The sequence below is a fragment of the Luteibacter flocculans genome (assembly GCF_023612255.1).
GTDB classification, from domain to species: Bacteria; Pseudomonadota; Gammaproteobacteria; order Xanthomonadales; family Rhodanobacteraceae; genus Luteibacter; species Luteibacter flocculans.
In genome coordinates this window covers 608,958-631,765 of sequence record NZ_CP063231.1, presented here as the reverse complement: position 1 = coordinate 631,765, position 22,808 = coordinate 608,958, and the positions used below count along the sequence as shown (strand labels likewise).

Below are 22,808 nucleotides of genomic sequence, written 5' to 3'. Positions count from 1 at the left end.
CATAACGAGGTTATCCGCCATGCGATATGCCCGAATTGTCGATTTCCGCGCAAACCATGAAAGCGCTGTGCGCAAGTCGCATGCATGGCAGGTGCTGCGAGAGGCCGCCCGCATCGAGCCTGACGAGGGTGCGCGTATCGCCTGGTACCGCGACGACCCCATCGTCGGCCTGCATATGCTTACGGCCGAGACGCTGGTGGCGGCGGGCCGCTACGAGGACGTACTGGCCTTCCTGCGCGGTGTGACCTGCGACCTGGGCACGGAGACGGCGCGCGGTTTCGGTTCCTACTGAAGTACAGTGCCGCTATCGCGAATGCCCGGAAGCACCCGTGTCGATCGAAGAAGCGGTCACCCCCGAGCGCGACGGCGAACGACTGACCGCCGAGCGCGCCTACGAACTCTACTGGGCCGACCTGCTCGGCCGTGACGCCCGCTTCGCCTGCGTGGGCACCGGCTGCCACGCGCCGCTGATCTGCGCCTGCCTCGACAAGCCGGAACAGAACCTGCGGATTCGGCCGTATTTCCGTTCATACCGACTGGAAGACCACGCGCCAACCTGCGAGGTCGTGCATGCCCGTGGCGAGAAGGCCACGCAAAAGCAGGCAGACGTCTTCGAGGCAGAGCGCCCGCCCGGTCATTTCCGTCATCGGGAACCTGCGTCGACCACGTCACCGGCGAACGTCGCGGCGCGACGCCCTGCGTCCGCCTCGCCGTCCGCGCCGAGACCGCGCGCCAGCCACTATTATCGGCTGTCGTCGCTGGTCCAGAAGTTTCTGGAGCACCGCCGCGACAAGGATCTCGCCGAGGCCACGGTCGAGATCGGCGGCGAAACCACCACTTACGAAGCCCTGTTCCGCAACGTCTACCGGCAGAAGGTGGCCGACCTGCTCGGCACCCGCGCCGTCTGGTGGGGCACCGCGAACCTGCGCGCTACCAAGGACGGCGGTTACTACCTGCGTTTCTCGCGACCGTTCCGTCATGGCGACGCCGAACTGCGCCCCACGATCACCCTCGCGGCCAAGGACATCGAGGCCTATCCCGTGCGCAAGCTCCTGCGTGCACGGCTGGACAAGCTGATCGCGGAAACGGACGGCTATTGCGTCGCCTTCGTCTGGGCGAAGCCCTGGATGCCGAAGGACGCCGAGAACCCGTTCGTGCGTTTCTACGTCAACAACCTCGACCATATCGATCTGCGCGGCCCGGAGATCCTGGAAGAGCTGAAGAACACCTCGCGGGTCAGCGCATGACGTGGCCCGCGATGACTCTTGACCTCCACCACACACCGGCCGCCACAGCATGACGCGCATGTCCCGACCCAAGAAACGATTCCGCCTTCCCTTCGTCCGCCATCCACGCGACGCGTCGCACGACTACGACGACGCCAGCTACGACGGCGGCGGCGCATCCGGGGGCGCGTACCTGCGCCATATCGTCATCGCGGCCGTGGTGCTCGCACTGCTGGCTGCCCTGCTCCGCTGGGCATTCTGATCGTCACGACGCCCGATAGATCCGGGCCTCGTTCGGGCGCAACTCACCACGGACCTCATCGCCGTGGGTCGAGAGCAACACGACCCCCGTCGGTTCCGGCAGAGGCAACGCTGCCGGTGCGTCGGTGAGATTGAGCACCACGATCCTGCGATCACCCGCGCTGCGGCGCTCATAGGCCAGTACCGCATCGCTCGCTGCCAACACGGTGACGTCGCCACCATGCAGTGCCGGTGTGTCGCGACGCAGGCGCAGCAGCGCCTTGTACAGCGAGAGCATCGAGCGTGGATCGTCTGCCTGCGTAGCGACGTTGCAGGTATCCACGTCGTCACCGATCCGCAGCCACGGCGTACTGCGCGTGAAACCTGCACCCGACCGGGGAAACCAGCGCATCGGCGTGCGCTGCGGATCGCGACCAAGACCTTTGTGCGGCTCGTTGAGCTCGAACGGATCGCGTACTTCGTCGAAGGGAATCGGCACGTCGCGCATGCCGATCTCGTCGCCGTAGTACATCGTCGGCGTACCGCGCAGGGTAAGAAGCAACATGGCGGCCACGCGAGCCTGCGCCGCGCCGACGCGCGACGCGATACGCGGCTTGTCATGGTTGCCGAGCACCCAGTTCGGCCATCCGCCCGGCGGCAGCGCCGCCTCGTAGCGTTTGATCAGATCGCCGATGGAGCGCGCGTCCCACGGCGTGCCGATGAGCAGGAAATTGAATGGCAGATGTGCTCCGCTGAGGTTCTCGCCGTAATAGACGACGAGGCGATCCAGCGGCAGGTACAACTCGCCGATCAGCACGCGGCCCGGAAATTCGTCCACCACGTCGCGCATCGCGGCGACCACCCCCTGCGTCTCGGGCAGGTCGGCCGTATGCACGGGAAGGAAGCGATGCGCGTCGGCATCGATGCCCTGGCGGAAATCCGGGTTGGGCGGGTTGTCTCGAAAGGCAGCGTCCTTCATGACGTGATAGATCACGTCCACGCGAAAACCGTCCACGCCGCGGCGCAGCCAGAAGCGCATCGACTCGTACATGGCCTCGCGCAGCGGCGGATGGCGCCAATTGAGGTCCGGCTGCTTGTCGAGAAACAGATGCAGGTAGTACTGACCCGTCGCGGCGTCGAAGGTCCATGCGCTGCCGCCGAAATTGGACAGCCAGTTGTTCGGTGGACCGCCGTCGGGCGCGGGGTCGCGCCAGATGTACCAATCGCGATAGGCGCTGTCGCGCGATCGCCGGCTCTCGCGAAACCACGGATGTTCGTCGGAGCTGTGATTGGGCACGAAGTCGAGGATCACCTTCAGTCCCAGCGCATGCGCGTCGGCGATCAAGGCATCCAGCGTGCCGATGTCGCCGAACAGCGGATCGATGCCGCGGTAGTCGCTCACGTCATAGCCGAAATCCGCCATGGGCGAGGGATAGATGGGCGATATCCAGAGTGCATCGACCCCGAGTTCGGCGAGGTACGGCAACTTGCCGCGAATCCCTTCCAGATCGCCGATGCCGTCGCCATTCGCGTCGGCGAACGAACGCGGATACACCTGATACACGACGCCGTCTCGCCACCACGAACCGTCCACACGCTCTCCTCGTCTCGAGCCTTCCAGCCAGTCTTGCCCCGGTAACGTGTACGAAACGCCTTCACATACGCTGACCTAGGCTCGGGTTCCTTCCTGCGCCGGACCGCCGTCATGATCAACGACCTCTGGTACAAGAATGCCATCGTCTATTGCCTTTCCGTCGGCAGTTTCCAGGACGCCAACGGCGATGGCGTGGGCGATTTCCAGGGACTGGTCCGCCGCCTGGATTATCTCCAGGGCCTCGGTGTCACCGCGGTATGGCTGATGCCGTTCCAGACCTCCCCAGGCCGGGACGGCGGCTACGACATCGCCGACTACTACAACGTCGATCCCCGCTACGGCACCCTCGGCGACTTCGTCGAGTTCACCCACGCCGCCTCCCAGCGTGGCATGCGGGTGATGATCGATCTGGTGGTGAACCATACCTCGGATCGCCATCCCTGGTTCCGTGACGCCTGTCGCGATCCGTCGTCCAAGTACCGCGACTGGTACGTCTGGTCCAAGACGCGCCCCGCCAACGCCAGCAAGGGCGTGGTCTTTCCGGGGGTGCAGAAAAGCACATGGACGTACGAAAAGACCGCCAAGGCGTGGTACTTCCACCGCTTCTACGACTTCCAGCCCGATCTCGACACCGCCAACCCGCACGTGCAGGCGGAAATTCTGAAGATCATGGGTTTCTGGACGCAACTGGGCGTCTCGGGCTTCCGCATGGATGCCGTGCCCTTCGTCATCGCGACCAAGGGTGCCGACGTGAAAACGCCGAAAGAGCAGTTCGACATGCTGCGGTCGTTCCGCGAACTGCTGCAATGGCGGAAGGGCGACGCGATCATCCTTGCCGAAGCCAACGTGCTGCCGCGCGACGACATGAAGTATTTCGGCTCCGACGGCGACCGCCTGCAAATGATGTTCAACTTCCAGGTGAACCAGCATCTGTTCTACGCCCTGGCCAGCGCTGACGTGCGCTCGCTCGCCAAAGCGCTGCAGAAGACGCGACCCCGCCCCGCCACGGCGCAATGGGCCCTGTTCCTGCGCAACCACGACGAACTGGATCTCGGCCGCCTGACCCCCGCCCAGCGCGAGCGCGTATTCGCGGCGTTCGGGCCGGACAAGGACATGCAGCTCTATGACCGAGGCATCCGTCGTCGTCTCGCGCCGATGCTGCGCAACGACCGGCGGCGCCTGGAACTGGCCTACAGCCTCATGCTCACCCTGCCTGGCACGCCGGTGCTGCGCTACGGCGACGAGATAGGCATGGGCGACGATCTCTCGTTGCCCGAACGCGAATGCGCGCGCACGCCGATGCAATGGTCCACGGAACCGTACGGCGGCTTCACCCGTTCGCGCCGCGGCGGCGCGACGGTGATCTCGGACGGCCCCTTCGGCTATCCGCACGTCAACGTCGCGGAGCAACGCCGCGATCCGTCCTCCCTGCTCAACTGGATGGAACGCGTGATCCGCATGCGCAAGGAAATCCCCGAGGTCGCCTGGGGCGATTTCGAGGTACTGCCGCTGGATGACAACGCCGTACTGATGATGCGCTACACCTGGCGCGGCAACACCACGCTGTTCCTGCACAACCTGTCCGACGCGCCGACGGAAGCGGACTTTTCCCTGCGCCAGCGCCTCACCAATGTCCTCTCGGACGAGCACAGCGAGCCCGACGCGCGCGGGCGCCATCGCATCCTGCTGGAACCGTATGGATACCGCTGGTTCCGCGAGGGCGGGCTGGGTTACATCCTCGACCGTCAGGAAATTGACACGAGTGAGGGGAAATCCCCCGAAAGGGGGTAGTGACCGATCCTTGCACGCGCAATGCTTGTGTCGCTCTCCGATACCTCGAAAGGATCGGCCTCATGTACCGCGCCGAACACGCCTGCAGCCCGTGCCGCCAGGACCTGCCCACCGTCTTCGTCGATCTCGCCCAGCGTTCGGCGGCGGTCGACCGTGGCGGTCGGCACGGTGGCGCGAGCCTGCTCGACGATCTGCGCGGCCGGGCGCAACTGACCGAGATCCTCGTCGATGGGGATGCGGGCGATCTGCTGCTGGTCTACCGCGCCGCCTGTCCGGCAGACGCCGTCGGCGCGGGCGCGATCCTGTTCCGCCGGCCGGTCGAGGGCGATATCGATACGCCGCATCCGCCCGCTGTGCGGACCCTGGCCCAGGTGCTGTTCGACAGCCTGCGCGCCGAGGCGCCCAATACCCCGCTCCTGGCACATGTGGCCCTGGCCTTGCGGGCCATCCTCGGCGCGCCGTCCGCGCGCGACGATGCCGGTACGCCGCGCGGCGGCCTGGCGACCTGGCAGGAACGGCGCGCCATTGCCTTCATGGACGAGCGCCTGGACCAGTCCTTCCCCGTCTCTGCCGTCGCCGACGTCTGCGGGTTGTCGGTCAATCACTTCTCGCGCGCGTTCCGCCGCAGCACGGGCAAGCCGCCGCACCGCTGGCTGCTGGACCGACGCATCGAACGCTCGCGTCAACTTCTCCGCGACACCCAGCTTTCGCTGGCCGATATCGCGCTTGCCTGCGGTTTTGCCGAGCAGAGCCACTTCACCCGCGTGTTCACCCGCACGGTCGGCATGCCGCCCGGCGCATGGCGGCGCGCTACGGACTGACATGACCAAGGACGACGGCACGCCCTCCGCTCTCTGCCTGGGCAGGGATCTCATGTTGGCCGGTTCGCGCCTGCGCGATGCCGTGGGTCGGCGCGCCCAGCGCGAGTTCGGCCTTACCGCACTGCAGAGCGACATGCTGCTCCTGCTCGCCGTCCACGGCAGCATGATCTCCACGGAACTCGCGGCCGCCTGCGGCGTGAACGCGAGCACGGTTACCCATGCGGTGGATGCCGGCATCGAGCGTGGCCTGATGCGGCGCGATCGGAACGAGGCGGACCGACGCCTGGTCGACATCGTGCTGACGCCCGCCGGCAAGCGCATGGCCGAGCGGGTCCGCGCGCTGGTGGCCGACCTGGCACGCGCGGCGCTGGAAGGTGTGGATCAGCCCGCCGTGCTGGCCGAAAGCCTCGCGCAGGTGACAAGGAACCTGGAAAAGGACTGAGCGGCTAAGCGGTGCGCCGTCCGAAGATCAGGTGCAGGCCGAACAAGGTAAAGATCGCGCCGGCCCCGCCGTCGATCCAGCGGCTCGCCCGCACGTAGCCGCGGCGCATTGCCGGCAAGGCGAAGATGGCCGCCACCAACGCAAACCAGGCGAAGGTCTCGGCGGTAACCATCGCCCATAGCCCCCAGCGCGTGGCCGCGGACATACCTTCGCCCACGAAGGCAGAGAAGATCGAGGCGAAATAGACCGCCGCCTTCGGATTTGCCAGATTGGTTGCCAGTCCGCGAACCAGCGCACGCCAAGGGCTCGACTGACGCACGTCCACGACGGGTGCCGCCGCGTCCGGCTTGGCCTTCCACGCGGCCCGCAGCATCTGAAAGCCCATCCAGCACAGATACGCGCCACCGGCGATGGCGATGCCTCGCTGCAACCACGCCAGGCGGTGCAGGAGGATCTGCAGCCCGAGCAGCGCCAGCGCGGCCCAGGCGGCCACCCCCAGCGCGATGCCCAGCACGCCCGCCAGCGCCTCCCGGCGCGAACGGCTGGCAGCAAGCTGCGAAACGAAGAAGAAGTCCGGACCCGGGGTGATGAGCGCCACGATCTGGACCAGTGCGACGGTGAGCATGAGGTTCATCGCGCCAGGGTAATCCTGCCGTGGCGGCGGCGGAAGCGTCGTTTGCGCATGCGCTCGGCGCCGTCGGCGGTCGCCCCGTGTCGCGGCGCGCCTTGCCCCACGCGCCAGCGTCCCGTAACCTCGCGTTTTTTAAAGCGGTCACGGGGCTTACCCCCGGCCTTCGAAGGGGTAAGTCACGATGCTGGGTCTGCTGGGCCACGTCCTTTTTGGCCTGTTCGGTTTGGTGGTGCTCGTCGCCATCGCTTTCTGTTTCTCCAACAACAAGCGCGTGGTCGACTGGAAGCTCGTCGCCACCGGCGTCGGCCTGCAGATCGTGTTCGCGGCGGTCGTGTTGAAGGTGCCTCTCGGTCGCGACGTCTTCGACGCCATCGCCACCGGCTTCGTGCGTCTGCTCGACTACGTGGACGTGGGTTCGCGCTTCATCTTCGGCAGCCTGCTCGACAGCGAGAAGTTCGGCGTGATCTTCGCCGTGAAGGTGCTGCCGACCATCGTGTTCTTCGCCTCGCTCACCGGCGTGCTCTATCACCTCGGCGTGATGCAGCAGATCGTCAAGGGCATGGCCTGGGTCATCACCAAGGTCATGCGCGTCTCGGGTGCGGAAACCACCAGCGTCTGCGCCAGCGTGTTCATCGGCCAGACCGAGGCACCACTCACGATCAAGCCGTACATCGAGCGGATGACCCAGGCCGAGTTGATGACCGTGATGATCGGCGGCATGGCGCACATCGCCGGTTCGGTGATGGCGGCCTACGTGTCGATGCTCGGTGGCGACGACCCGGCGCAGCGCATGTTCTACGCCAAGCACCTGCTCACGGCGAGCGTGATGGCCGCGCCGGCCACCATGGTGCTGGCGAAGATCCTCGTGCCCGAAACGCAGGAACCGCTCACCCGCGGCACCGTGAAGATCGAGGTGGAGAAGACCACCGCCAACGTGATCGACGCTGCTGCCACCGGCGCAGGCGACGGTCTCAAGCTCGCGATGAACGTCGGCGCGATGCTGCTCGCCTTCATCGCCCTGATCGCACTCATCAACGGTCCGGTGCAGTGGGTCGGCACCCTCGGTGGCGAGCACAGCATCAATGCGTGGCTGACCGCGAGCACCGGACATCCGGTGGCGCTCAGCCTGGAAACGATCTTCGGCTGGGTACTGGCTCCCGTCGCGTGGCTCATTGGTGTGCCCTGGCAGGATGCGACGCTGGTCGGCAGCTTCATCGGTCAGAAAGTGGTGATCAACGAGTTCGTGGCGTATGCGGACCTCGCGCGCCACCTCAACGACCTGCTGCCGGAAAGTCGGCTGATCGCCACGTACGCCCTCTGCGGTTTCGCCAACTTCTCCTCGATCGCCATCCAGATCGGCGGCATCGGCGGCCTCGCACCGAACCGTCGCGGCGATCTCGCGCGCCTCGGCCTGCGTGCCGTGCTCGGCGGGTCCATCGCCACCTTCATGACGGCGACGATTGCCGGCGTGCTCGAGCGATTCTGAGCGCATGCCGGTCCGCCTGCTGGTCGTCGGCGGCTACAGCGAGGAAGAGCGTTGGCGTACGCCGCGCCTCCCTCGCCCGGGCGAACCTGCCTATGCGGACGACTTTGAACGTCGCCCTGGCGGCAAGGCGTTTCATCAGGCGGTCGCCGCGGCCCGTGCCGGCGTAGCCACGGGTCTCGTGGCCGCCATCGGCGACGACACCATCGATCCCTCGGGTCTTCCCGCCAATGTGATCGCACGCTGGCAGGTCGTTGCCGGCGTCCGCACCGGCCGCACGGCCTTGATCGTCGATCCGCGCGGCGCATTGCTCTCGGTGCTGTCCTCCGGCGCCAACGAGCATCTGGATGCCGACTTCGTCGCTGCGCAGGACGACCTGATGGACGAGGCGCGCATCCTGCTCATTTCCACCGAGGCCAACATCGACGCGGTGGCGGCCACACTGGAACGCGCAGGCGAGAAACGTCTGCTGCGCATCCTCGATCCAGGCCCGCTGCCTGCCGGCCTGTCCGTCCGCGAATTCGCCAGCACGGACGTGCTGTTGCTTGACGTGCATGAATTCGCCCGCGTGTGCGGTCGCTTCCTCTCCATCGATATCACCGCGCAGGCGGTGACCGGCATGGACGACACGACGATCAACGCCCTCGCCCGCCGGCTGTGTGCGGGAACCGTGGTGGTGTCGCTGGATCGCAGTTGCCTCGTCTCGCATGGCGCGGACCGGCACGGCGACGCCGCGGACCTTTACCGCGTGCCGACTTGCGGCTCGGGTGACGTCTTCAAGGGCACGCTCGCCGCACGCCTGCTGGATGCACGCTGCTTCCGTGACGCACTGCTCGCTGCCTGCGATGCGGCAGGCTAGCGGCTCTGACAAGTGAGCCGCTTGTAGGCGCTGCCATGGCGGCGAGGGAAGCTTGCCTCGATGTGTGGTGATACGCGGCGCGATGTGCGTTCTGGCTTCACCGCTTCGTTGGCTTCTCGCCGCTGTAGCGGCTCCCACAACTCAGCGAGGGAATGTGCCCCGCCGCTTCATCGCTTCGTAGGCTTCTCGCCGCCATGGCGGCTCCCACAGAGAATCCCTCGAACTTGCTGGTGGGAGCCAGCCTGCTGGCGATGGGAGCTTGCCTCGCCGCTACACCGCTTCGTCGGCTCTTCGCCACCAGGGTAACTCCCACCCATCCCTGTGAGACAGACCTCCATCGACGTGCGGCCGCCCATCGAGGGGCGGCCGCACGGTATCGCTGCAGCTAACTAACGATCAGCCGTTCTTCTTGAGCCAGGCGTCCACGGCCGGAAGGCGCTCTTTACGCACCATCGCGCGATAGCGGATGTTCGCGATGCTGGTTTCGGCATCGCGACGCGAAGTCGGTGCGATGTACTTGTCGGCAAACGCCTTGATCTTGTCGATCGTGGCGAGATCCAGCGAGCCGCCTGCGAGCATCGGGTAGTAACGCGAGGCCGACGTGGAATCGACGAACTTATCCACGGCGTCCTTGTGCGCCACCGCGAAGTCGAAGGCCAGCTCGGGATGCTTGCGCGCTGCCGCCGAGATCATCCCCGCGCTGTTGGTCGCACCGGGTTCGTCGGTGAGGGCCAGTTCGAGCGCACGCTTCGTCAAGGCTTCGTCCTCCGGCGTTGCCAGCAACGCGTACAGGCGATCCTTCACCAGCGGGGTCTTCTCCGCCTTGGCGGCTTCGTGCAGCTTGTCCCACGTGGCGGCATCCGCATGCGCGGCGACCACGGCAAGAATCGACTTGCGCAGTTCCGGTGGCATGCTGTCCGTTTCGTAGCGACGGCGCGCTTCCGCGATGACCTTCGCGTCGCCCAGGTGCGAGAGCGTACCGATGAGCTGCGCGCGCAGGATCGCCACCGGCGCGTCCTCGCCAGGCTTCGCATCCCAACCGACCTGCTCGAACTTCGGCGCGAGCCGCGAGATCGCGTACTTGCGCAGCGCGGCCTGGCGCTTCGCATCGCCTTCGTAGTAGTCGTCGAGTGTGGAGAAGTCGCTGGCGATGCCATCCCACAGCAGCGGCGTGGCATCCAGCGGTGTGGCCTTGATGAGATCGAGCACGTCGGAGGCAGGCTGCAGTCCGCCCATGCCGAGCGCCCACACGTCGGCGGTGACGCCGAGCTGGTCGATCGGATCGAGCTTGGCGAACACGCCCTGCAATGCCTTGATCTGAGCCGGCGCGTACAGCGTGCGGTAGTAACCGGTCTGACCGGCGTTCACCAGCACGGGTGCGCAACCCGCGACGGTGAGCGTGCCCGAACCATCCTGCAGCAACGTGGATGCGGGCGCACCGCCGAGCGTCTTCGCGATGACCGGCACGTGCCAGGCCAGGGGCTTCTTGTCCGGGCGATCGCGGGTGAACTCGCCTTGCGAGAGCTTCAATGTGGTCGAACCGTTCGCGCAGGAGACCGATTCCACGCGCACCAGCGGGATGCCTGGCTGCAGCGTGAAGTCGTGTGCGATGGTGCTTACCGGCTTGCCGGCGGCCGCATCGATTTCCTTCCACAGGTCGTCCGACACCGTGTTCGAATACGCATGCGCCTTGATGTACGCCTGCACGCCCTTCTGCCAGGTATCGGCACCGACGTAGGCTTCCAGCATGCGGATCACCGACTCGCCCTTGGCGTAGGTGATGGAGTCGAACGCCTGGCTGGCCTGCTCCACCGTCTCCACGTGCTGCACCACCGGGTGCGTGGTGGCGACGGCATCGCGCGACATCGCGCCTTCGCGGATGAAGACCGCTTCGAGGTTGGTATGCCATTCCGGATGCAGGCGCTCGGTCGTGCGCGACGCCAGCCACGAGGCGAAACCTTCGTTGAGCCAGAGGTCGTCCCACCAGCGCATGGTCACCAGATCGCCGAACCACTGGTGCGCCATTTCATGCGCAGCGGTATTGAAGACTTCCTGCTTGTCCGACTGCGTCGAAATGGTCGGATCGAGGAGCAGCGCGTATTCGAAGGTGTAGATCGCGCCCCAGTTCTCCATGGCGGAGAAGAACTGGCTCTGCCCCGGCGAGGCGATGTTGTCGAGCTTGGGCAGCGGATACGGCACGCCGAAGTACGCGTTGTATTCCTGCAGCACCGCCTTGCCGGTTTCCAGCGTGAACTGCGCCTGCGACGTCAGACCCTTCTGCGTGATGACACCGATCTCCACGCCATCGCTCTTCGTGGTCGCACGATCGAAGTCGCCGAGTCCGAAGAACAGCAGATAGGTGGACATCTTCGGCGACGGCTGGAAGGTGACTTCGGCCAGGCCGTTACCCAGGTCCTTGCGCTTCGCCACCGGCATGTTGCTTACCGCCATCTGCTTCGCCGGCACCGTGGCCTTCAGGGTGAAGGTGGCCTTGTAGGCCGGTTCGTCCCACGAAGGAATGAAGCGGCGCGCATCGGAGTTCTCGAACTGCGTGTAAAGCGCGCGCTTCTTGCCGTCGGACTTCGTGTCGTAGTCGATGGCGAACAGGCCGTTGGCCTGCGTGCCGATCTTGCCGGTGTAGCTCATCGTGAGGACATAGCTGCCGGCGGGAATCGCATGGTCGAAGGTGAAGGTCGCCGTCTGCGCGTTCTCGTCCACCGCCACCTTGGGCGCGGCGAACACGGCCTTGCCCTTCGCTGGCGCAAGCGCGACCTTGGCGAAGTCCATGTTCATCGCGTTGAGCGTGATCGACGGGGTGGGTTCGAGCACATCGATGGCGATGCTTACGGTGCCGTCGAACGCCAGCTTGTCGGCGTGCGGCGCGATGGACACGTCGTAATGCGTGGGACGCACGGTGCGCGGCAACTGGGTGGTAGCGAGTTGGTTCGCATCCGTCACCGGCGCGGCGACGGTAGCAAGCGAAAGTCCGGCAAGCGCGAAGGCGATCGCGCTGACGAGAGGAGTACGCATGTTGAAAGCCCTTGGGTTCGCACCCCGACGGACATCCGTCGGCGGTCGCTCCGCCGATGGTCCTCCCCGGTCAGGGGCCACGGAAGCGCCGGAAGTCACGGCCGCAGGTTCCTGCGATCGCAAGCCCCCGATCGCCAGCAGGCTGGCTCCCACCACCAGGGGAACCCGCGTGCCGGCGATGGAAGCGAATGGGGACCTGGCTTGGTGGGAGCCAGCCTGCTGGCGATGGGGATAACGGCAACAGCAGGCAGGTTTCTGCCTACCCTGGGAAACCCTGTGCCGGCGGCGGAAGCGAGTGGGGACCTGGCTTGGTGGGAGCCAGCCTGCTGGCGATGGGGATAGGCAACAGCAGGCGGGTTTCTGCCTACCAGAAGCGCCACCAGGGGCGGCGTTCCAGTTTGCGCAGCGCCTTCAAGTGCCCGCGTGCCGCGGCTTTGCGGTACCACGCGCGCGCGATGGCCAGATTGCGGCGCACGCCGTCGCCGCGCTCATGCAGCAGACCCAGTTCGAACTGGGCGTCGGCATGGCCTGCACCGGCGGCACCGCGAAGAAGGCGCACCACCTCGTCGATCTGGCGTGGCGTGCCGCGTCCTCCGTCGATCATCCGCGCCAGCGCGAACTGCGCGGGTACGTGTCCGCGGTCCGCTGCCGCCGAAAGCCAGCGCACCGCCTCACGATCGTTGCGCGCGACACCGTCACCCGCGGCAAGCCGCTGCCCAAGCAGGAACTGCGCAGCCGGCTCCTGCGGCCCGAGCCGTGCCAGGTTGCCCGACGCCGGTTCGTCCGTGGGTTCGGCGGCATCGAGCTCCGCCAGGTGCCTGCGGGCCTCACTGTCGCCCTGCTCCGCGGCGCGGCCGAACCAGTAGCGTGCCTGCTCACGATCCTCCGGCAGACCGCTGGCTTCGAGAAAGAGCTTGCCCAGGGCGAACTGAGCCGTACCGTTGCCGAGTTCCGCCGCGCGCCGGTAGTGCAATGCACTCTGCGCCGGATCGCGTGTCACACCGATGCCGTCGCCGAACATGTGCGCCAGGCTGCACAAGGCGTCCCCATAGCCTCGGGCCTCGGGATCGCCGCGCTCTACCGCCTTGCTGTAGAAGGCGAAGGCCAGCTCCGCATCGCGTGGCACACCACGGCCGAAATAATGCGACACGCCGAGGTTCACGCACGCCTGCACGTGTCCCTGGTCGGCGGCGAGGCCCCACCAGCGCAAGGCCTCCTTGCGATCGGCGGCCACGCCCTGCCCGCGGGCGTATGCCGTGCCCAGCGCGCACTGCGCTTCGGCCAGGCCAGCGTCGGCGGCGCGTCGGTACCAGCCCGTGGCTTCAAACGGATCGCGCGGGACACCCAGGCCTTCCGCGTAATGCACCGCGAGTTGGCACTGGCTTTCCCGGTGCCCCTGCTCGGCGGCCCGACGAAACCATTGCGTCGCTCTTTGGTGATCCTGGGCCACGTGCTCACCTGCCGCATAGGTGCGGCCTACGTGAAACTGCGCCTCGACGTCCCCCAACTGGGCGGCCTTTTCGAGGCGCCCGAACTTCTGCAGCGCGTCCATCTCCGCCACGAAGCGGCGGTCGACGAGCACGCTCGATTTCCCCTCCGACATTCCGTTCCCCTGAAAACGACTGCCGATCGTGGGGCCGGATCATAGGTGGAAGCGGTCGCGGAAGATATCGGTTTTTTGGAGAGCCCCCGGCGATTTTCAACGAAGCGACGAAACTGATCCCGCTCGGCGCCGGTTTTCCGGTCCGGCCGAAAGGGGGAGGATGGTCGTCATCCCAACGGAGACCCTCCCATGAAAGCGATCGTCTACACGCAGAACGGCCTGCCCATCGACCAGCCCGGCGCCCTCATCGACATGGACCTGCCGCGTCCCGCGCCGGGTCCGCGCGACCTGCTGGTGGCGGTGCAAGCGGTGTCGGTGAATCCCGTGGACACCAAGGTCCGCAAGAACATGCCGGTGACCGAACCGCGCGTGCTCGGCTTCGATGCGGTCGGCAGCGTCGTGGAGGTCGGCAGCGAGGTCAGCCTGTTCAAGGCGGGCGACACGGTCTATTACGCCGGATCCCTTCTGCGGCCGGGCAGCAACGCCGAGTTCCAGCTCGTGGATGAGCGCATCGTCGGCCACAAGCCGGCATCCTTGAACGCCGCTCATGCCGCCGCCTTGCCGCTCACCGCACTCACCGCCTGGGAGCTGCTGTTCGACCGGCTGAAGATTGCCGAGCACGGCCATGATGGCGAGTCCCTCCTCGTCATCGGCGCGGGTGGTGGCGTGGGCTCGATTCTCGTGCAGCTCGCTCGCCGGCTCACCAAGCTCAAGGTAATCGGTACGGCGTCGCGCGAGGAAACGGCCCAGTGGGTACGCGACCTTGGCGCGCATCACGTGATCGATCATGGCAAGCCGCTGGCACCGCAGCTCGAAGCACTGGGTCTGTCGCAGGTCGATCACGTGCTCAGCCTCACCCACACCGACGACTACTACGAGCAGATCGTGGAGATCATCACGCCGCAGGGTCAGTTCGGCCTCATCGACGATCCGGCGTCCCTCGACGCAACGAAGCTCAAGCGCAAGGCGGTGTCGCTGCATTGGGAATCGATGTTCACCCGTTCCACCTATCAGACACCGGATATGGGTAAGCAGCACGACATCCTCGATCGGGTAGCGGCACTGATCGACGACGGCACCTTGCGTACCACGTTCGGCGAACACTTCGGCACCATCAACGCCGAGAACCTGCGTCGTGCACACCAGCTCATCGAAAGCCACAAGGCGCGAGGCAAGATCGTGCTCGAAGGCTTCTAAGCGGGACGCGGACGGCGATATCGTCACCGTAGCGGTGACGACATCGGGTCAGTTCAGCATGCCCCGGATGCGGGCAAGCAGCACGTCGATCTCGAACGGCTTGGACAACAGGTCCATGCCCTTGCCGATGAAGCGTGAGCGCTCCATGGCGTTTTCCGCATAGCCGGTCATGAGCAGCACCGGCATGAACGGTCGCCACGCGCGCGCCGCCTCCGCGAGTTCGCGACCGTCCATGCCCGGCATGCCGATGTCGGTAAGCAGAAGATCGAACGATTCGTCGCCGCGCAGCAGGCGTAGCGCATAGTCCGTGTCGTCGGTAGCCACGCAGGCGTATCCGGCCTGTGTCAGCACTTCGGCCGTGAGCACACGCAGCGAGTTCGTATCCTCCACCAGCAGGATCCGCTCGCCCTGGCCGCCGCCTATCGATTCAACGATCGGCGCCTCAATCTCCGCTTCCGCCTGGCTGGCGGGAAGCAGCAGGGAAACGTCGGTGCCCCGGCCGAGTGTGCTGTGGATGCGCGCCTCGCCACCCGACTGGCGCGCGAAACCATAGATCATCGACAGGCCAAGGCCCGTGCCCTGACCCAACGGCTTGGTGGTAAAGAACGGCTCGAACACTTTTTCCAAGGTATCCGGGTCGATGCCCGTACCATCGTCCGACACCGTGAGTTCGATGTACTCACCAGCCACCAGCGCGGGGTCGCCATCGATGCGTCGGCGCGAGGTACGCACACGGATCGCGCCGCCGTCGGGCATCGCGTCGCGCGCGTTGATGATGAGGTTGATGACCGCATTCTCCAACTGGTTCGCATCCACCTCCGCCACCATCGGCGACGAGGCGAGATCCAGTTCGAGCACGATGCGCTCTCCCAGTGTCCGACGCAGCATGTCGTCCAACGAGCGGATGCTGCGATTGACGTCGATCGCTTTCGCATCCAGCGGCTGTTGCCGGGCGAACGCAAGCAGGCGATGGGTAAGGGCCGCGGCGCGGCGCGCGGAACCGAGCGCCGCATCCGCGAAGCGCTGGATCTTCTCCGTACGTCCCGCTTCCACCTGGCGATTGATGAGGTCGATGCCGGTGATGATACTCGTCAGCAGGTTGTTGAAGTCGTGCGCGATGCCGCCGGTGAGTTTGCCCAGCGCATCCATCTTCTGCGCCTGCAGCAACTGCGACTCGGTGCGTGCGCGCTCCGCGATCTCGATCGCGAGCTGGCTGTGCGCGCTGTCGATGCGTTCCAGTTGGTCGCGCTCGCGCCGACGCTGCTCGGTCACGTCCTCGACGAACACCAGTCCGGTCTCGCCGCGGTATGGACTCACGCGCCATTCGGTTTCGCGCGTTCCATTGCGCGAACGGATGCAGAGAATGCCGCGCCAACGTTGCTTCGCTGCGAGTGCCGCGCGCATCTCCGCCAGCGTCTCGTCCTGGCCCGTCTCGAAGCAGGCACCCAGACGGTCGTCGCAACCCGATTCGTCGAGCATGCGCTCGAACGCCTCGTTGCACTCCACGATACCCAGATCGCCGTTCACCACCGCGATGGGCGCAGCAATGTTGGTAAATATCTCGCGGAACCGCGCCTCGGCCGCGCGCAACGCGTCCTCGGTGTCGCGGACGCGGATCAGTGTGCGCAGCGTCGCCAGTAACACGTCCGGATCGACCGGATGGATGAGATAGGCATCCGCGCCGTTGTCGAGTCCGGTAATCAGGTCGCCGGTATCGATGGATGCGGCGGACACGTGGATCACCGGCAACAACATGGTTTCCGGTGCGCTGCGCAGATGCTTCACGATGTCGAAGCCGCTCATGTCGGGCAGGTTCACGTCGAGAATCACTGCAGCAAACTCCTGCGTCGCCAGCAAGGCAAGGCCTTCCGAGCCGGTGCCCGCCTCCACGACTTTGTAGCCGTGACGCTCCATCGTGCGACGCATCGCGTAGCGCGTCGCGGCATTGTCGTCGACGATGAGGAGATGACTAGACCGCGGCATCGCTTGCCTCCACCGGCAACGTGAGGGGCAGGACGACGTGGAACACGGAGCCTACGCCGGGCGTACTGACCACGCCGACTTCGCCGCCGAGCAGGTGCGCGAACTGCCGGCACAGGGACAGGCCGAGCCCGCTGCCGCGCACGCGCTTCTGCAGCGGCGAATCGACCTGGGTGAAATCTTCGAACAAGGAAGCCTGCAGTTCCTCGGGAATGCCGATGCCGGTATCGCTGACGGCAAAGCACACGCGATCGTCGCCATCGAGGCTGGCGGACACGCGGATCTCGCCGCGCGGCGTGAACTTCATGGCGTTGGAAATGAAGTTGCGCAGGATCTGAGCGAGCTTCTTGTCGTCGGTATACAGCCGCGGCATGCCGGTCGGCTCCTCGAAAATGAGGTCGGCGTCGGTGGCATCCATGATTGGCCGGAACATGCCGCGCAGTGCGGAGAACAGATCCATCAGCTCGAACCACGCGGGCGAGATGGTGATGCGGCCCGCCTCGACCTTCGCCAGATCGAGCAGGTCGTCCACCATGTCGCTCAGTTCGCGCGCGGCACTCGCCACGAACGCCACCTGCTTGTGCTGCTCCGGTGCGAGCGCGCCGTCCAGTTCGTCGGTCAACAGCCGGGCGATGCTGAGGATGGACCCGAGCGGCGTGCGGAACTCGTGGCTCATGTACGAAAGGAAACGGCTCTTCAGCTCCGAGGCCTCGCGCAACTGTTCTGCCTGCTTGTCCAGCTCGGCATAGAGCGCGAGCACGCCCTGGTTCGTTTCTTCGAGTTCCGCGCGAAGTCCTGCGTTTTCGACGCGCAGTCGTTCGATCTCGTCGTGGTCGCTCATGCGTTGGCTCCCAGGGCCATGGCGAAGACGGTCACGTCATCTCGCCCGCGGTTGAAATCGCGATGCAGGAGCGCCGTGACCACGCCGGGATGGCGGGACGCCAGGCCCGGATAGTCGCGGGCGTTCCAGCGGGAAATCAGCCCGTCGCTGTACATCACCAGAAGCTTGCCCCTGGCTTCCGCAAAGTCGAATGGCTGCGGGCGGCGCGCCTGAACACCCACGATGCCCGGATGCGACGCCAGCCCACGAGAGGTATCGAGGGCGAGAAGAGTTCCGGCAATGTTGCCGATGCCGACGTAGCGCAGGCTGCCCTGTTCGACCGCGTAGTGCGCGATGGCTGCCGCGCCACCACGCGTGCCGGCCATGGCGTCATGCATCGCCGCCATGAGCGCTACCGGCTCGTCGAACGCGCGCGTGACGAATGTCTCCGTGGCGGCGCGGGCCGCCTCCTCCGCCGCGTGACCGTGACCCAGCCCATCGACCACCAGGACCGACACGAGGTTGCCACGGACTGCCAGCGCCCAACCGTCACCGCAGACGGACTCGCCGTCCATGCGCTGCTGCGTGGCACCGAAACGGATGTCGGCCTTGCCATGACCCTTCGGGTACATGCGCGCCATGACCACCGCGCCGCGGCTGTCGGCGTACATGTCCATGACGTCGGCCTGCCGGGTAACCGAACCCAGTCCTTCACCGCGGGTGCCGCCGGTGGAATAGCCGTCCGGCAGACAGTCGGCGAGATTGAAACCAGGCCCACGATCCACGGCCGTGACTTCCACGCCTTGTGCCCCATGGCCGGGAAGAAGCGCGATGTGCATTTCGCCTCTCGCCGCGTGCTTGAGCACGTTGGTCGCCAGCTCCGTCGTCACCAGTGCCACGCGGCCGCTGTCGGTTTCATCGAAGCCGGCATCCACTGCCACCTGCTGCGCCACGCGCCGCGCCTGACCGACGCCCGTGGCCTCCTCGATCGGCACGATACGGGTCGGCGAACCGATGAAGGTCAGTTCCATTTGCAGATCGTGATGCGCGTCCCTTGGCCCGGGGCGCTCTCGATCGAGAATTCGTCAACCAGTCGTTTGGCGCCGGTCAGGCCCAGACCGAGGCCGCCGCCCGAGGTCCAGCCATCGGTCATTGCCAGCGTGAGGTCGGGGATACCGGGGCCTTCGTCACGGAAGACCAGGCGCAGGCCCTTGCGCAGGCCGTCCTGCACGATCTGCCAGTCCATGTGGCCGCCGCCACCATAAATGACGGCGTTGCGGGCCAGTTCACTGGCCGCCGTGACCAATTTGGTTTGATCGACCAGGCGGAGCCCGGACTCGATTGCGAGCTTGCGCGCCGTCTGCCTCGCCAGCACGACGTCCTGTTCGATGCGTACCGCCTGAGACCCCTCGGCGAGTACCGTCATTGCGAGCGCACGCGGTCGCGCAACAGGCTCATGCCGCGCTCGACATTGAGCGCGGTGCTGACACCAGGAAGCGTGAGACCAAGCTCCACCAGGGTGATCGCGACAGCAGGCTGCATGCCCACCAGGACGGTTTCCGCATCCATGATCTTGGACAAGGCGGAGATCGTGGCGATCATCCGGCCAATGAAGGAGTCGACGATATCCAGTGCGGAGATGTCGATGAGCACGCCGCGGGAGCCATGCCGGCGAATCTGCTCGGAAAGATCGTCCTGCAAGGTCAGCGCGAGCTGGTCGTGCATGTCGACCTGGATGGTGACGAGCAGAAACTCGCCCATGCGCAGGATAGGGATGCGATCCATGGCCGTCAGCCGGCCTTGCTCACGGTGAAACCGGATCGCTTCAATGCGAGCGCCAGCGCATCGGCCAGGTTCGCCTTGGTGACGATGCCCTGCAGATCGAGGCCGAGATGGACGATGGTCTGCGCAATCTGCGGACGCACGCCGCTGATGATCGCGTCGGCGCCCATCAGGCGGATGGCGGTAACGGTCTTCAGCAGGTGCTGGGCCACCAGCGTATCGACGGTCGGGACACCGGTGATGTCGATGATCGCGATCTCCGCGCCCGTCTCGACGATGCGCTGGAGCAGCGACTCCATCACGACCTGGGTGCGCTGCGAGTCGAGCGTGCCGATCATCGGCAGGGCAAGCACGCCGTCCCACAGCTTGACCACCGGGGTGGACAGTTCCAGCAGTTCCTCCTGCTGCCGCGCGATGACTTCCTCGCGGGACTTCTGGAAGGTACGGATCGTGTGCATACCCAGCGAATCGAGCAACTCGGAGCTCGCCCACACCTGGCCGGCAAGCTCTGCGGGATCGCTGGCGTATTCGGTCTGCAGCAGATCGAACAGCGGGCGCTTGAGCGAGAAGATGAAGCTGGCCGTGCTCTGCGAATCGAAGCCTTGCAGGGCGCGATTGCGCGAGAGGCGCTCGAGGAAGGTGCGGGTCTCGGCCCACTCGTTGCTGGCAAGGCCGGCAGCGTCGCCCACGCTCGCCGAGCTCACCAACAACCGTATGAACTCACGGGTCTGCGCTTCCAGCTCACCGGCCGGAAGACGCGCATCGCGACTCAGACCGCTGGCTTCCAGGCTGGCCATCCAACTGGCCTGCAAGACGGCCTCGTTCTTGCGGATCACGTCGATCGTACGCTGCGACAAAGCCGTCATGAGTACCCCCCGAAAAATACACATGATGGGGTGCGGCGAAGCACAATGGAATACGTCACAATCGCGAACTGTTTTGACGACTCCTTCACACGTGGCAAGGTATCTGCCTCGCCCACGATCTATGAGCGAACCCATGTCCAGCGAACGCCCCCTTGTCGTCCTCCTTGTGGAAGACGACAGCGCCATCCGAGAGCTCTCGACCATGATCCTGGAGGACGCCGGGCACGAGGTGCACGCGGTACGGGATGGTGACGCCGCGGACGCGTGGCTACAGCAGAACGAGGCCGATCTGCTGTTCACCGACATCCGCATGCCCGGGCGGATCACGGGCGAGGAGTTGGCCCGACGCCACGCGCACATGCGCGTGCTCGTGACCTCGGGCGAGGTAAAGGAGCAGCACCCCTGGCTCGACGAGCGCATGGTGTACCTGCCCAAGCCGTACGACCGCAAGGCCTTGCTCGCGGCCGTGAGGCAGCTCGCCGCCTGATCCCTAGGCCTTGTCGATCACACGGCAGATCCGCCCGTCGGCAAAGCCGAACTCGGATTGCCCACGCATCTCGATGACCGTGCCGGCACCCGGGCCATCGGGAATGTCTTCCGCAATCTCGCCATGGAAGTCGACGGTCGCCACGATGGTGGCATCCCTCTCTTCCAGCGCCTGCAGCGTCTGCTGGCGCGACGCGAACATGGCGGCACCCACGCGGGCCAGCTTCTCGAATTCCGTCTTGCCGTCCGTCGCCACGGCGAGCGTGTCGCCTGCGTGGTGCTCGAAGCGGACGTCGTCGGACAAGGTGGCCAGCATGCCGTCGATGTCGAAGCGGTTGTACGCCTCGATGTAGCGATCGATCAATTGTCGGCGGGTCGGGTCGATCATGACGTTTCTCGGGAGGGGTGAGGACCGATCATACAAAGGAACCCACCGCCGAAAACGGCTGAGGGCTCGCCTTGCTCCGGCGGGGTCCGCCCCGTATGGTTCCCGCTTCCGTCCCGACCCGAGCATGCCGATGTCGCATCCGCAGGAGCAGTCCCCCGAGCACCTCAGGCGCAGCCTGTCGAACCGCCACCTGCAACTGATCGCCATCGGCGGCGCCATCGGTACCGGGTTGTTCATGGGCTCGGGCAAGACCATCAGCCTCGCCGGTCCGTCGATCCTGCTGGTGTACCTCATCATCGGAGTGATGCTGTTCTTCGTGATGCGCGCGATGGGCGAGCTGCTGCTCTCCAACCTCAACTACAAGTCCTTCATCGATTTCTCCACCGATCTGCTTGGACCGTGGGCGGGCTTCTTCTGCGGCTGGACCTACTGGTTCTGCTGGATCATCACCGCCATCGCCGACGTGATCGCCATCGCGTCGTACGCACAATTCTGGTTCCCCGGCCTGGCGCCATGGATACCGGCTGTGCTCTGCGTACTCCTGCTGCTGGCGCTGAACCTCACCACCGTGCGCCTGTTCGGCGAGCTGGAGTTCTGGTTCGCGCTGATCAAGATCGTGGCGATCTGCGCCCTCATCGTGACCGGCTTCGGCATGGTGGCGTGGAGCTTCCGCTCACCGGACGGCCACGTCGCGTCGCTGGCCAATCTCTGGAACGACGGTGGCATGTTCCCGATGGGCATCGGCGGATTCTTCGCGGGTTTCCAGATCGCCGTGTTCGCCTTCGTCGGCATCGAGCTCGTCGGCACCACCGCCGCCGAGACCGCCGATCCGGAACGCAACCTGCCCAAGGCGATCAACTCGATCCCCGTACGCATCATCCTCTTCTACGTGCTTTCGCTCGTCGTCATCATGGCGGTCACGCCGTGGCGCCAGGTCATTCCGGGCAAGAGCCCATTCGTGGAACTGTTCGTGCTGGCCGGCATCCCGGCAGCGGCGAGCCTTATCAACTTCGTAGTGCTCACCTCGGCCACCTCGTCGGCCAACAGCGGCATCTTCTCCACCAGCCGCATGCTCTACGGCCTGGCTGAGGAAGACCATGCACCGTCGGCGTTCAAGCGACTGTCGAGGGCTGCTGTGCCGTCGCGGGGACTGCTGTTCTCGTGCATCTGCCTGCTTGGCGGCGCGATGCTGGTCTACGTGATTCCAAACCTCGTCACCGCCTTTACGCTGGTGACCACGCTGGCGGCCATCCTCTTCATGTTCGTGTGGTCGCTGATTCTGGTGGCATACATGGCCTATCGAAAGCACCGGCCGGAGTTGCACGCGGTGTCCAGCTACAAGATGCCGGGCGGCGTGGCGATGTGCTGGGTGTGCCTGATCTTCTTCGCCTTCGTGCTGGTGCTGCTCGCACTGGAAAGCGACACCCGGCAAGCACTCATTGCCAGCCCCGTGTGGTTCGCCATCCTCGGCATCGGTTACGCGGTGCGTCGACGCAGGGCGTAAGAGCATCGGCGTAGGGGGAGCCGCTATAACAGCGAGAAAAGCCAGTGCCGGTGAGAACCATCCTG

The 22,808-nt window shown here is 65.7% G+C and carries 22 protein-coding genes; 11 read left to right on the top strand and 11 right to left on the bottom strand.

The features are described 5' to 3' along the window. Positions 1 to 19: 19 nt before the first annotated feature. From IM816_RS02685 to IM816_RS02675, 3 genes are read left to right on the top strand one after another with little or no spacing between them, the layout of a single operon-like run. Positions 20 to 292: a hypothetical protein gene (locus IM816_RS02685; RefSeq protein ID WP_250339689.1), complete on the top strand. Its 273-nt coding sequence runs from the start codon at positions 20 to 22 to the stop codon at positions 290 to 292. 37 nt (positions 293 to 329) lie between these two features. Beyond that, positions 330 to 1,247: a hypothetical protein gene (locus IM816_RS02680; RefSeq protein ID WP_250339688.1), complete on the top strand. Its 918-nt coding sequence runs from the start codon at positions 330 to 332 to the stop codon at positions 1,245 to 1,247. 58 nt (positions 1,248 to 1,305) lie between these two features. Next, the gene (locus tag IM816_RS02675) at positions 1,306 to 1,488 is read left to right on the top strand and encodes a hypothetical protein (protein WP_250339687.1); all 183 of its coding nucleotides are present in this window, start codon (positions 1,306 to 1,308) and stop codon (positions 1,486 to 1,488) included. A 3-nt stretch (positions 1,489 to 1,491) separates the two neighbouring features. On the opposite strand, the gene IM816_RS02670 is transcribed toward IM816_RS02675, so the two are convergent. Then, positions 1,492 to 3,060, bottom strand: coding sequence for an alpha-amylase family glycosyl hydrolase (locus tag IM816_RS02670; protein WP_250339686.1), 1,569 nt, complete (start codon positions 3,058 to 3,060; stop codon positions 1,492 to 1,494). Positions 3,061 to 3,171: 111 nt separating this feature from the next. Here IM816_RS02670 and IM816_RS02665 point away from each other — a divergent pair, with 111 nt between their 5' ends. The 3 genes from IM816_RS02665 to IM816_RS02655 all read left to right on the top strand — a co-directional run bounded on the left by IM816_RS02665 (position 3,172) and on the right by IM816_RS02655 (position 6,114). Beyond that, the gene (locus IM816_RS02665; RefSeq protein WP_250339685.1) at positions 3,172 to 4,851 is read left to right on the top strand and encodes an alpha-amylase family protein; all 1,680 of its coding nucleotides are present in this window, start codon (positions 3,172 to 3,174) and stop codon (positions 4,849 to 4,851) included. Between the two features lie 62 nt (positions 4,852 to 4,913). After that, positions 4,914 to 5,672, top strand: coding sequence for a helix-turn-helix transcriptional regulator (locus tag IM816_RS02660; RefSeq protein ID WP_072322573.1), 759 nt, complete (start codon positions 4,914 to 4,916; stop codon positions 5,670 to 5,672). Between the two features lies 1 nt (position 5,673). Continuing rightward, positions 5,674 to 6,114, top strand: a complete 441-nt coding sequence (locus tag IM816_RS02655; protein ID WP_250339684.1) for a MarR family winged helix-turn-helix transcriptional regulator — start codon at positions 5,674 to 5,676, stop codon at positions 6,112 to 6,114. 4 nt (positions 6,115 to 6,118) lie between these two features. Here the strand turns inward: IM816_RS02655 and IM816_RS02650 are convergent, their stop codons facing one another. Then, positions 6,119 to 6,748 (bottom strand): homoserine/threonine efflux transporter, encoded by a 630-nt coding sequence (locus tag IM816_RS02650; RefSeq protein WP_250339683.1) that lies wholly within the window; start codon positions 6,746 to 6,748, stop codon positions 6,119 to 6,121. A 178-nt stretch (positions 6,749 to 6,926) separates the two neighbouring features. On the opposite strand from IM816_RS02650, the gene IM816_RS02645 reads away from it, so the two are divergent. Both IM816_RS02645 and IM816_RS02640 read left to right on the top strand, forming a co-directional pair. Next, positions 6,927 to 8,231 carry a NupC/NupG family nucleoside CNT transporter gene (locus tag IM816_RS02645; RefSeq protein ID WP_072322570.1) on the top strand — a complete coding sequence of 435 codons (1,305 nt, stop codon included), beginning with the start codon at positions 6,927 to 6,929 and terminating at the stop codon, positions 8,229 to 8,231. A gap of 4 nt (positions 8,232 to 8,235) precedes the next feature. Then, complete coding sequence (locus tag IM816_RS02640; protein WP_250339682.1) at positions 8,236 to 9,087, top strand: PfkB family carbohydrate kinase; 852 nt, start codon at positions 8,236 to 8,238, stop codon at positions 9,085 to 9,087. Positions 9,088 to 9,483: 396 nt separating this feature from the next. Here IM816_RS02640 and IM816_RS02635 read toward each other — a convergent pair whose 3' ends face one another. After that, complete coding sequence (locus tag IM816_RS02635) at positions 9,484 to 12,117, bottom strand: M1 family metallopeptidase (RefSeq protein ID WP_250339681.1); 2,634 nt, start codon at positions 12,115 to 12,117, stop codon at positions 9,484 to 9,486. Positions 12,118 to 12,481: 364 nt separating this feature from the next. Then, positions 12,482 to 13,699, bottom strand: coding sequence for a tetratricopeptide repeat protein (locus IM816_RS02630; protein WP_250339680.1), 1,218 nt, complete (start codon positions 13,697 to 13,699; stop codon positions 12,482 to 12,484). A gap of 210 nt (positions 13,700 to 13,909) precedes the next feature. Between IM816_RS02630 and IM816_RS02625 the strand changes: the two genes are divergently transcribed. Beyond that, the gene (locus IM816_RS02625; protein ID WP_250339679.1) at positions 13,910 to 14,917 is read left to right on the top strand and encodes a zinc-binding alcohol dehydrogenase family protein; all 1,008 of its coding nucleotides are present in this window, start codon (positions 13,910 to 13,912) and stop codon (positions 14,915 to 14,917) included. Positions 14,918 to 14,965: 48 nt separating this feature from the next. Here IM816_RS02625 and IM816_RS02620 read toward each other — a convergent pair whose 3' ends face one another. The 6 genes from IM816_RS02620 to IM816_RS02595 are packed head-to-tail and all read right to left on the bottom strand — an operon-like array spanning position 14,966 to position 20,365. Next, positions 14,966 to 16,900 carry a response regulator gene (locus tag IM816_RS02620; protein WP_250339678.1) on the bottom strand — a complete coding sequence of 645 codons (1,935 nt, stop codon included), beginning with the start codon at positions 16,898 to 16,900 and terminating at the stop codon, positions 14,966 to 14,968. Next, entirely contained in the window at positions 16,887 to 17,738 is an 852-nt protein-coding gene (locus IM816_RS02615) for a sensor histidine kinase (protein ID WP_250339677.1), read from the bottom strand. Before IM816_RS02615 ends, IM816_RS02620 begins: the two co-directional genes overlap by 14 nt. Beyond that, entirely contained in the window at positions 17,735 to 18,748 is a 1,014-nt protein-coding gene (locus IM816_RS02610) for an ATP-binding protein (RefSeq protein ID WP_250339676.1), read from the bottom strand. Before IM816_RS02610 ends, IM816_RS02615 begins: the two co-directional genes overlap by 4 nt. Further along, complete coding sequence (locus tag IM816_RS02605) at positions 18,739 to 19,143, bottom strand: anti-sigma regulatory factor (protein ID WP_250339675.1); 405 nt, start codon at positions 19,141 to 19,143, stop codon at positions 18,739 to 18,741. The genes IM816_RS02610 and IM816_RS02605 overlap by 10 nt, the downstream gene beginning before the upstream one ends. Then, the gene (locus IM816_RS02600) at positions 19,140 to 19,502 is read right to left on the bottom strand and encodes an STAS domain-containing protein (RefSeq protein ID WP_250339674.1); all 363 of its coding nucleotides are present in this window, start codon (positions 19,500 to 19,502) and stop codon (positions 19,140 to 19,142) included. Before IM816_RS02600 ends, IM816_RS02605 begins: the two co-directional genes overlap by 4 nt. A 5-nt stretch (positions 19,503 to 19,507) precedes the next feature. Next, positions 19,508 to 20,365 (bottom strand): STAS domain-containing protein, encoded by an 858-nt coding sequence (locus IM816_RS02595; protein WP_250339673.1) that lies wholly within the window; start codon positions 20,363 to 20,365, stop codon positions 19,508 to 19,510. Between the two features lie 133 nt (positions 20,366 to 20,498). Here IM816_RS02595 and IM816_RS02590 point away from each other — a divergent pair, with 133 nt between their 5' ends. Then, positions 20,499 to 20,852 (top strand): response regulator, encoded by a 354-nt coding sequence (locus IM816_RS02590; protein WP_250339672.1) that lies wholly within the window; start codon positions 20,499 to 20,501, stop codon positions 20,850 to 20,852. A gap of 3 nt (positions 20,853 to 20,855) precedes the next feature. On the opposite strand, the gene IM816_RS02585 is transcribed toward IM816_RS02590, so the two are convergent. After that, positions 20,856 to 21,239 carry a nuclear transport factor 2 family protein gene (locus IM816_RS02585; RefSeq protein WP_250339671.1) on the bottom strand — a complete coding sequence of 128 codons (384 nt, stop codon included), beginning with the start codon at positions 21,237 to 21,239 and terminating at the stop codon, positions 20,856 to 20,858. 124 nt (positions 21,240 to 21,363) lie between these two features. Here IM816_RS02585 and cycA point away from each other — a divergent pair, with 124 nt between their 5' ends. Further along, on the top strand, positions 21,364 to 22,743 hold the full coding sequence (gene cycA, locus IM816_RS02580; protein WP_425602606.1) for a D-serine/D-alanine/glycine transporter: 1,380 nt from the start codon (positions 21,364 to 21,366) through the stop codon (positions 22,741 to 22,743). Positions 22,744 to 22,808 lie beyond the last annotated feature (65 nt).

Excerpts from the sequence above, each read along its gene's own strand:
- IM816_RS02685 (WP_250339689.1), top strand. The coding sequence starts at position 20 with ATGCGATATGCCCGAATTGTCGATTTCCGCGCAAACCATGAAAGCGCT.
- IM816_RS02675 (WP_250339687.1), top strand. The coding sequence starts at position 1,306 with ATGTCCCGACCCAAGAAACGATTCCGCCTTCCCTTCGTCCGCCATCCA.
- IM816_RS02665 (WP_250339685.1), top strand. The coding sequence starts at position 3,172 with ATGATCAACGACCTCTGGTACAAGAATGCCATCGTCTATTGCCTTTCC.
- IM816_RS02660 (WP_072322573.1), top strand. The coding sequence starts at position 4,914 with ATGTACCGCGCCGAACACGCCTGCAGCCCGTGCCGCCAGGACCTGCCC.
- IM816_RS02655 (WP_250339684.1), top strand. The coding sequence starts at position 5,674 with ATGACCAAGGACGACGGCACGCCCTCCGCTCTCTGCCTGGGCAGGGAT.
- IM816_RS02650 (WP_250339683.1), bottom strand. The coding sequence starts at position 6,748 with ATGAACCTCATGCTCACCGTCGCACTGGTCCAGATCGTGGCGCTCATC.
- IM816_RS02645 (WP_072322570.1), top strand. The coding sequence starts at position 6,927 with ATGCTGGGTCTGCTGGGCCACGTCCTTTTTGGCCTGTTCGGTTTGGTG.
- IM816_RS02640 (WP_250339682.1), top strand. The coding sequence starts at position 8,236 with ATGCCGGTCCGCCTGCTGGTCGTCGGCGGCTACAGCGAGGAAGAGCGT.
- IM816_RS02635 (WP_250339681.1), bottom strand. The coding sequence starts at position 12,117 with ATGCGTACTCCTCTCGTCAGCGCGATCGCCTTCGCGCTTGCCGGACTT.
- IM816_RS02625 (WP_250339679.1), top strand. The coding sequence starts at position 13,910 with ATGAAAGCGATCGTCTACACGCAGAACGGCCTGCCCATCGACCAGCCC.
- IM816_RS02620 (WP_250339678.1), bottom strand. The coding sequence starts at position 16,900 with ATGCCGCGGTCTAGTCATCTCCTCATCGTCGACGACAATGCCGCGACG.
- IM816_RS02615 (WP_250339677.1), bottom strand. The coding sequence starts at position 17,738 with ATGAGCGACCACGACGAGATCGAACGACTGCGCGTCGAAAACGCAGGA.
- IM816_RS02610 (WP_250339676.1), bottom strand. The coding sequence starts at position 18,748 with ATGGAACTGACCTTCATCGGTTCGCCGACCCGTATCGTGCCGATCGAG.
- IM816_RS02605 (WP_250339675.1), bottom strand. The coding sequence starts at position 19,143 with ATGACGGTACTCGCCGAGGGGTCTCAGGCGGTACGCATCGAACAGGAC.
- IM816_RS02600 (WP_250339674.1), bottom strand. The coding sequence starts at position 19,502 with ATGGATCGCATCCCTATCCTGCGCATGGGCGAGTTTCTGCTCGTCACC.
- IM816_RS02595 (WP_250339673.1), bottom strand. The coding sequence starts at position 20,365 with ATGACGGCTTTGTCGCAGCGTACGATCGACGTGATCCGCAAGAACGAG.
- IM816_RS02590 (WP_250339672.1), top strand. The coding sequence starts at position 20,499 with ATGTCCAGCGAACGCCCCCTTGTCGTCCTCCTTGTGGAAGACGACAGC.
- IM816_RS02585 (WP_250339671.1), bottom strand. The coding sequence starts at position 21,239 with ATGATCGACCCGACCCGCCGACAATTGATCGATCGCTACATCGAGGCG.
- cycA (WP_425602606.1), top strand. The coding sequence starts at position 21,364 with ATGCCGATGTCGCATCCGCAGGAGCAGTCCCCCGAGCACCTCAGGCGC.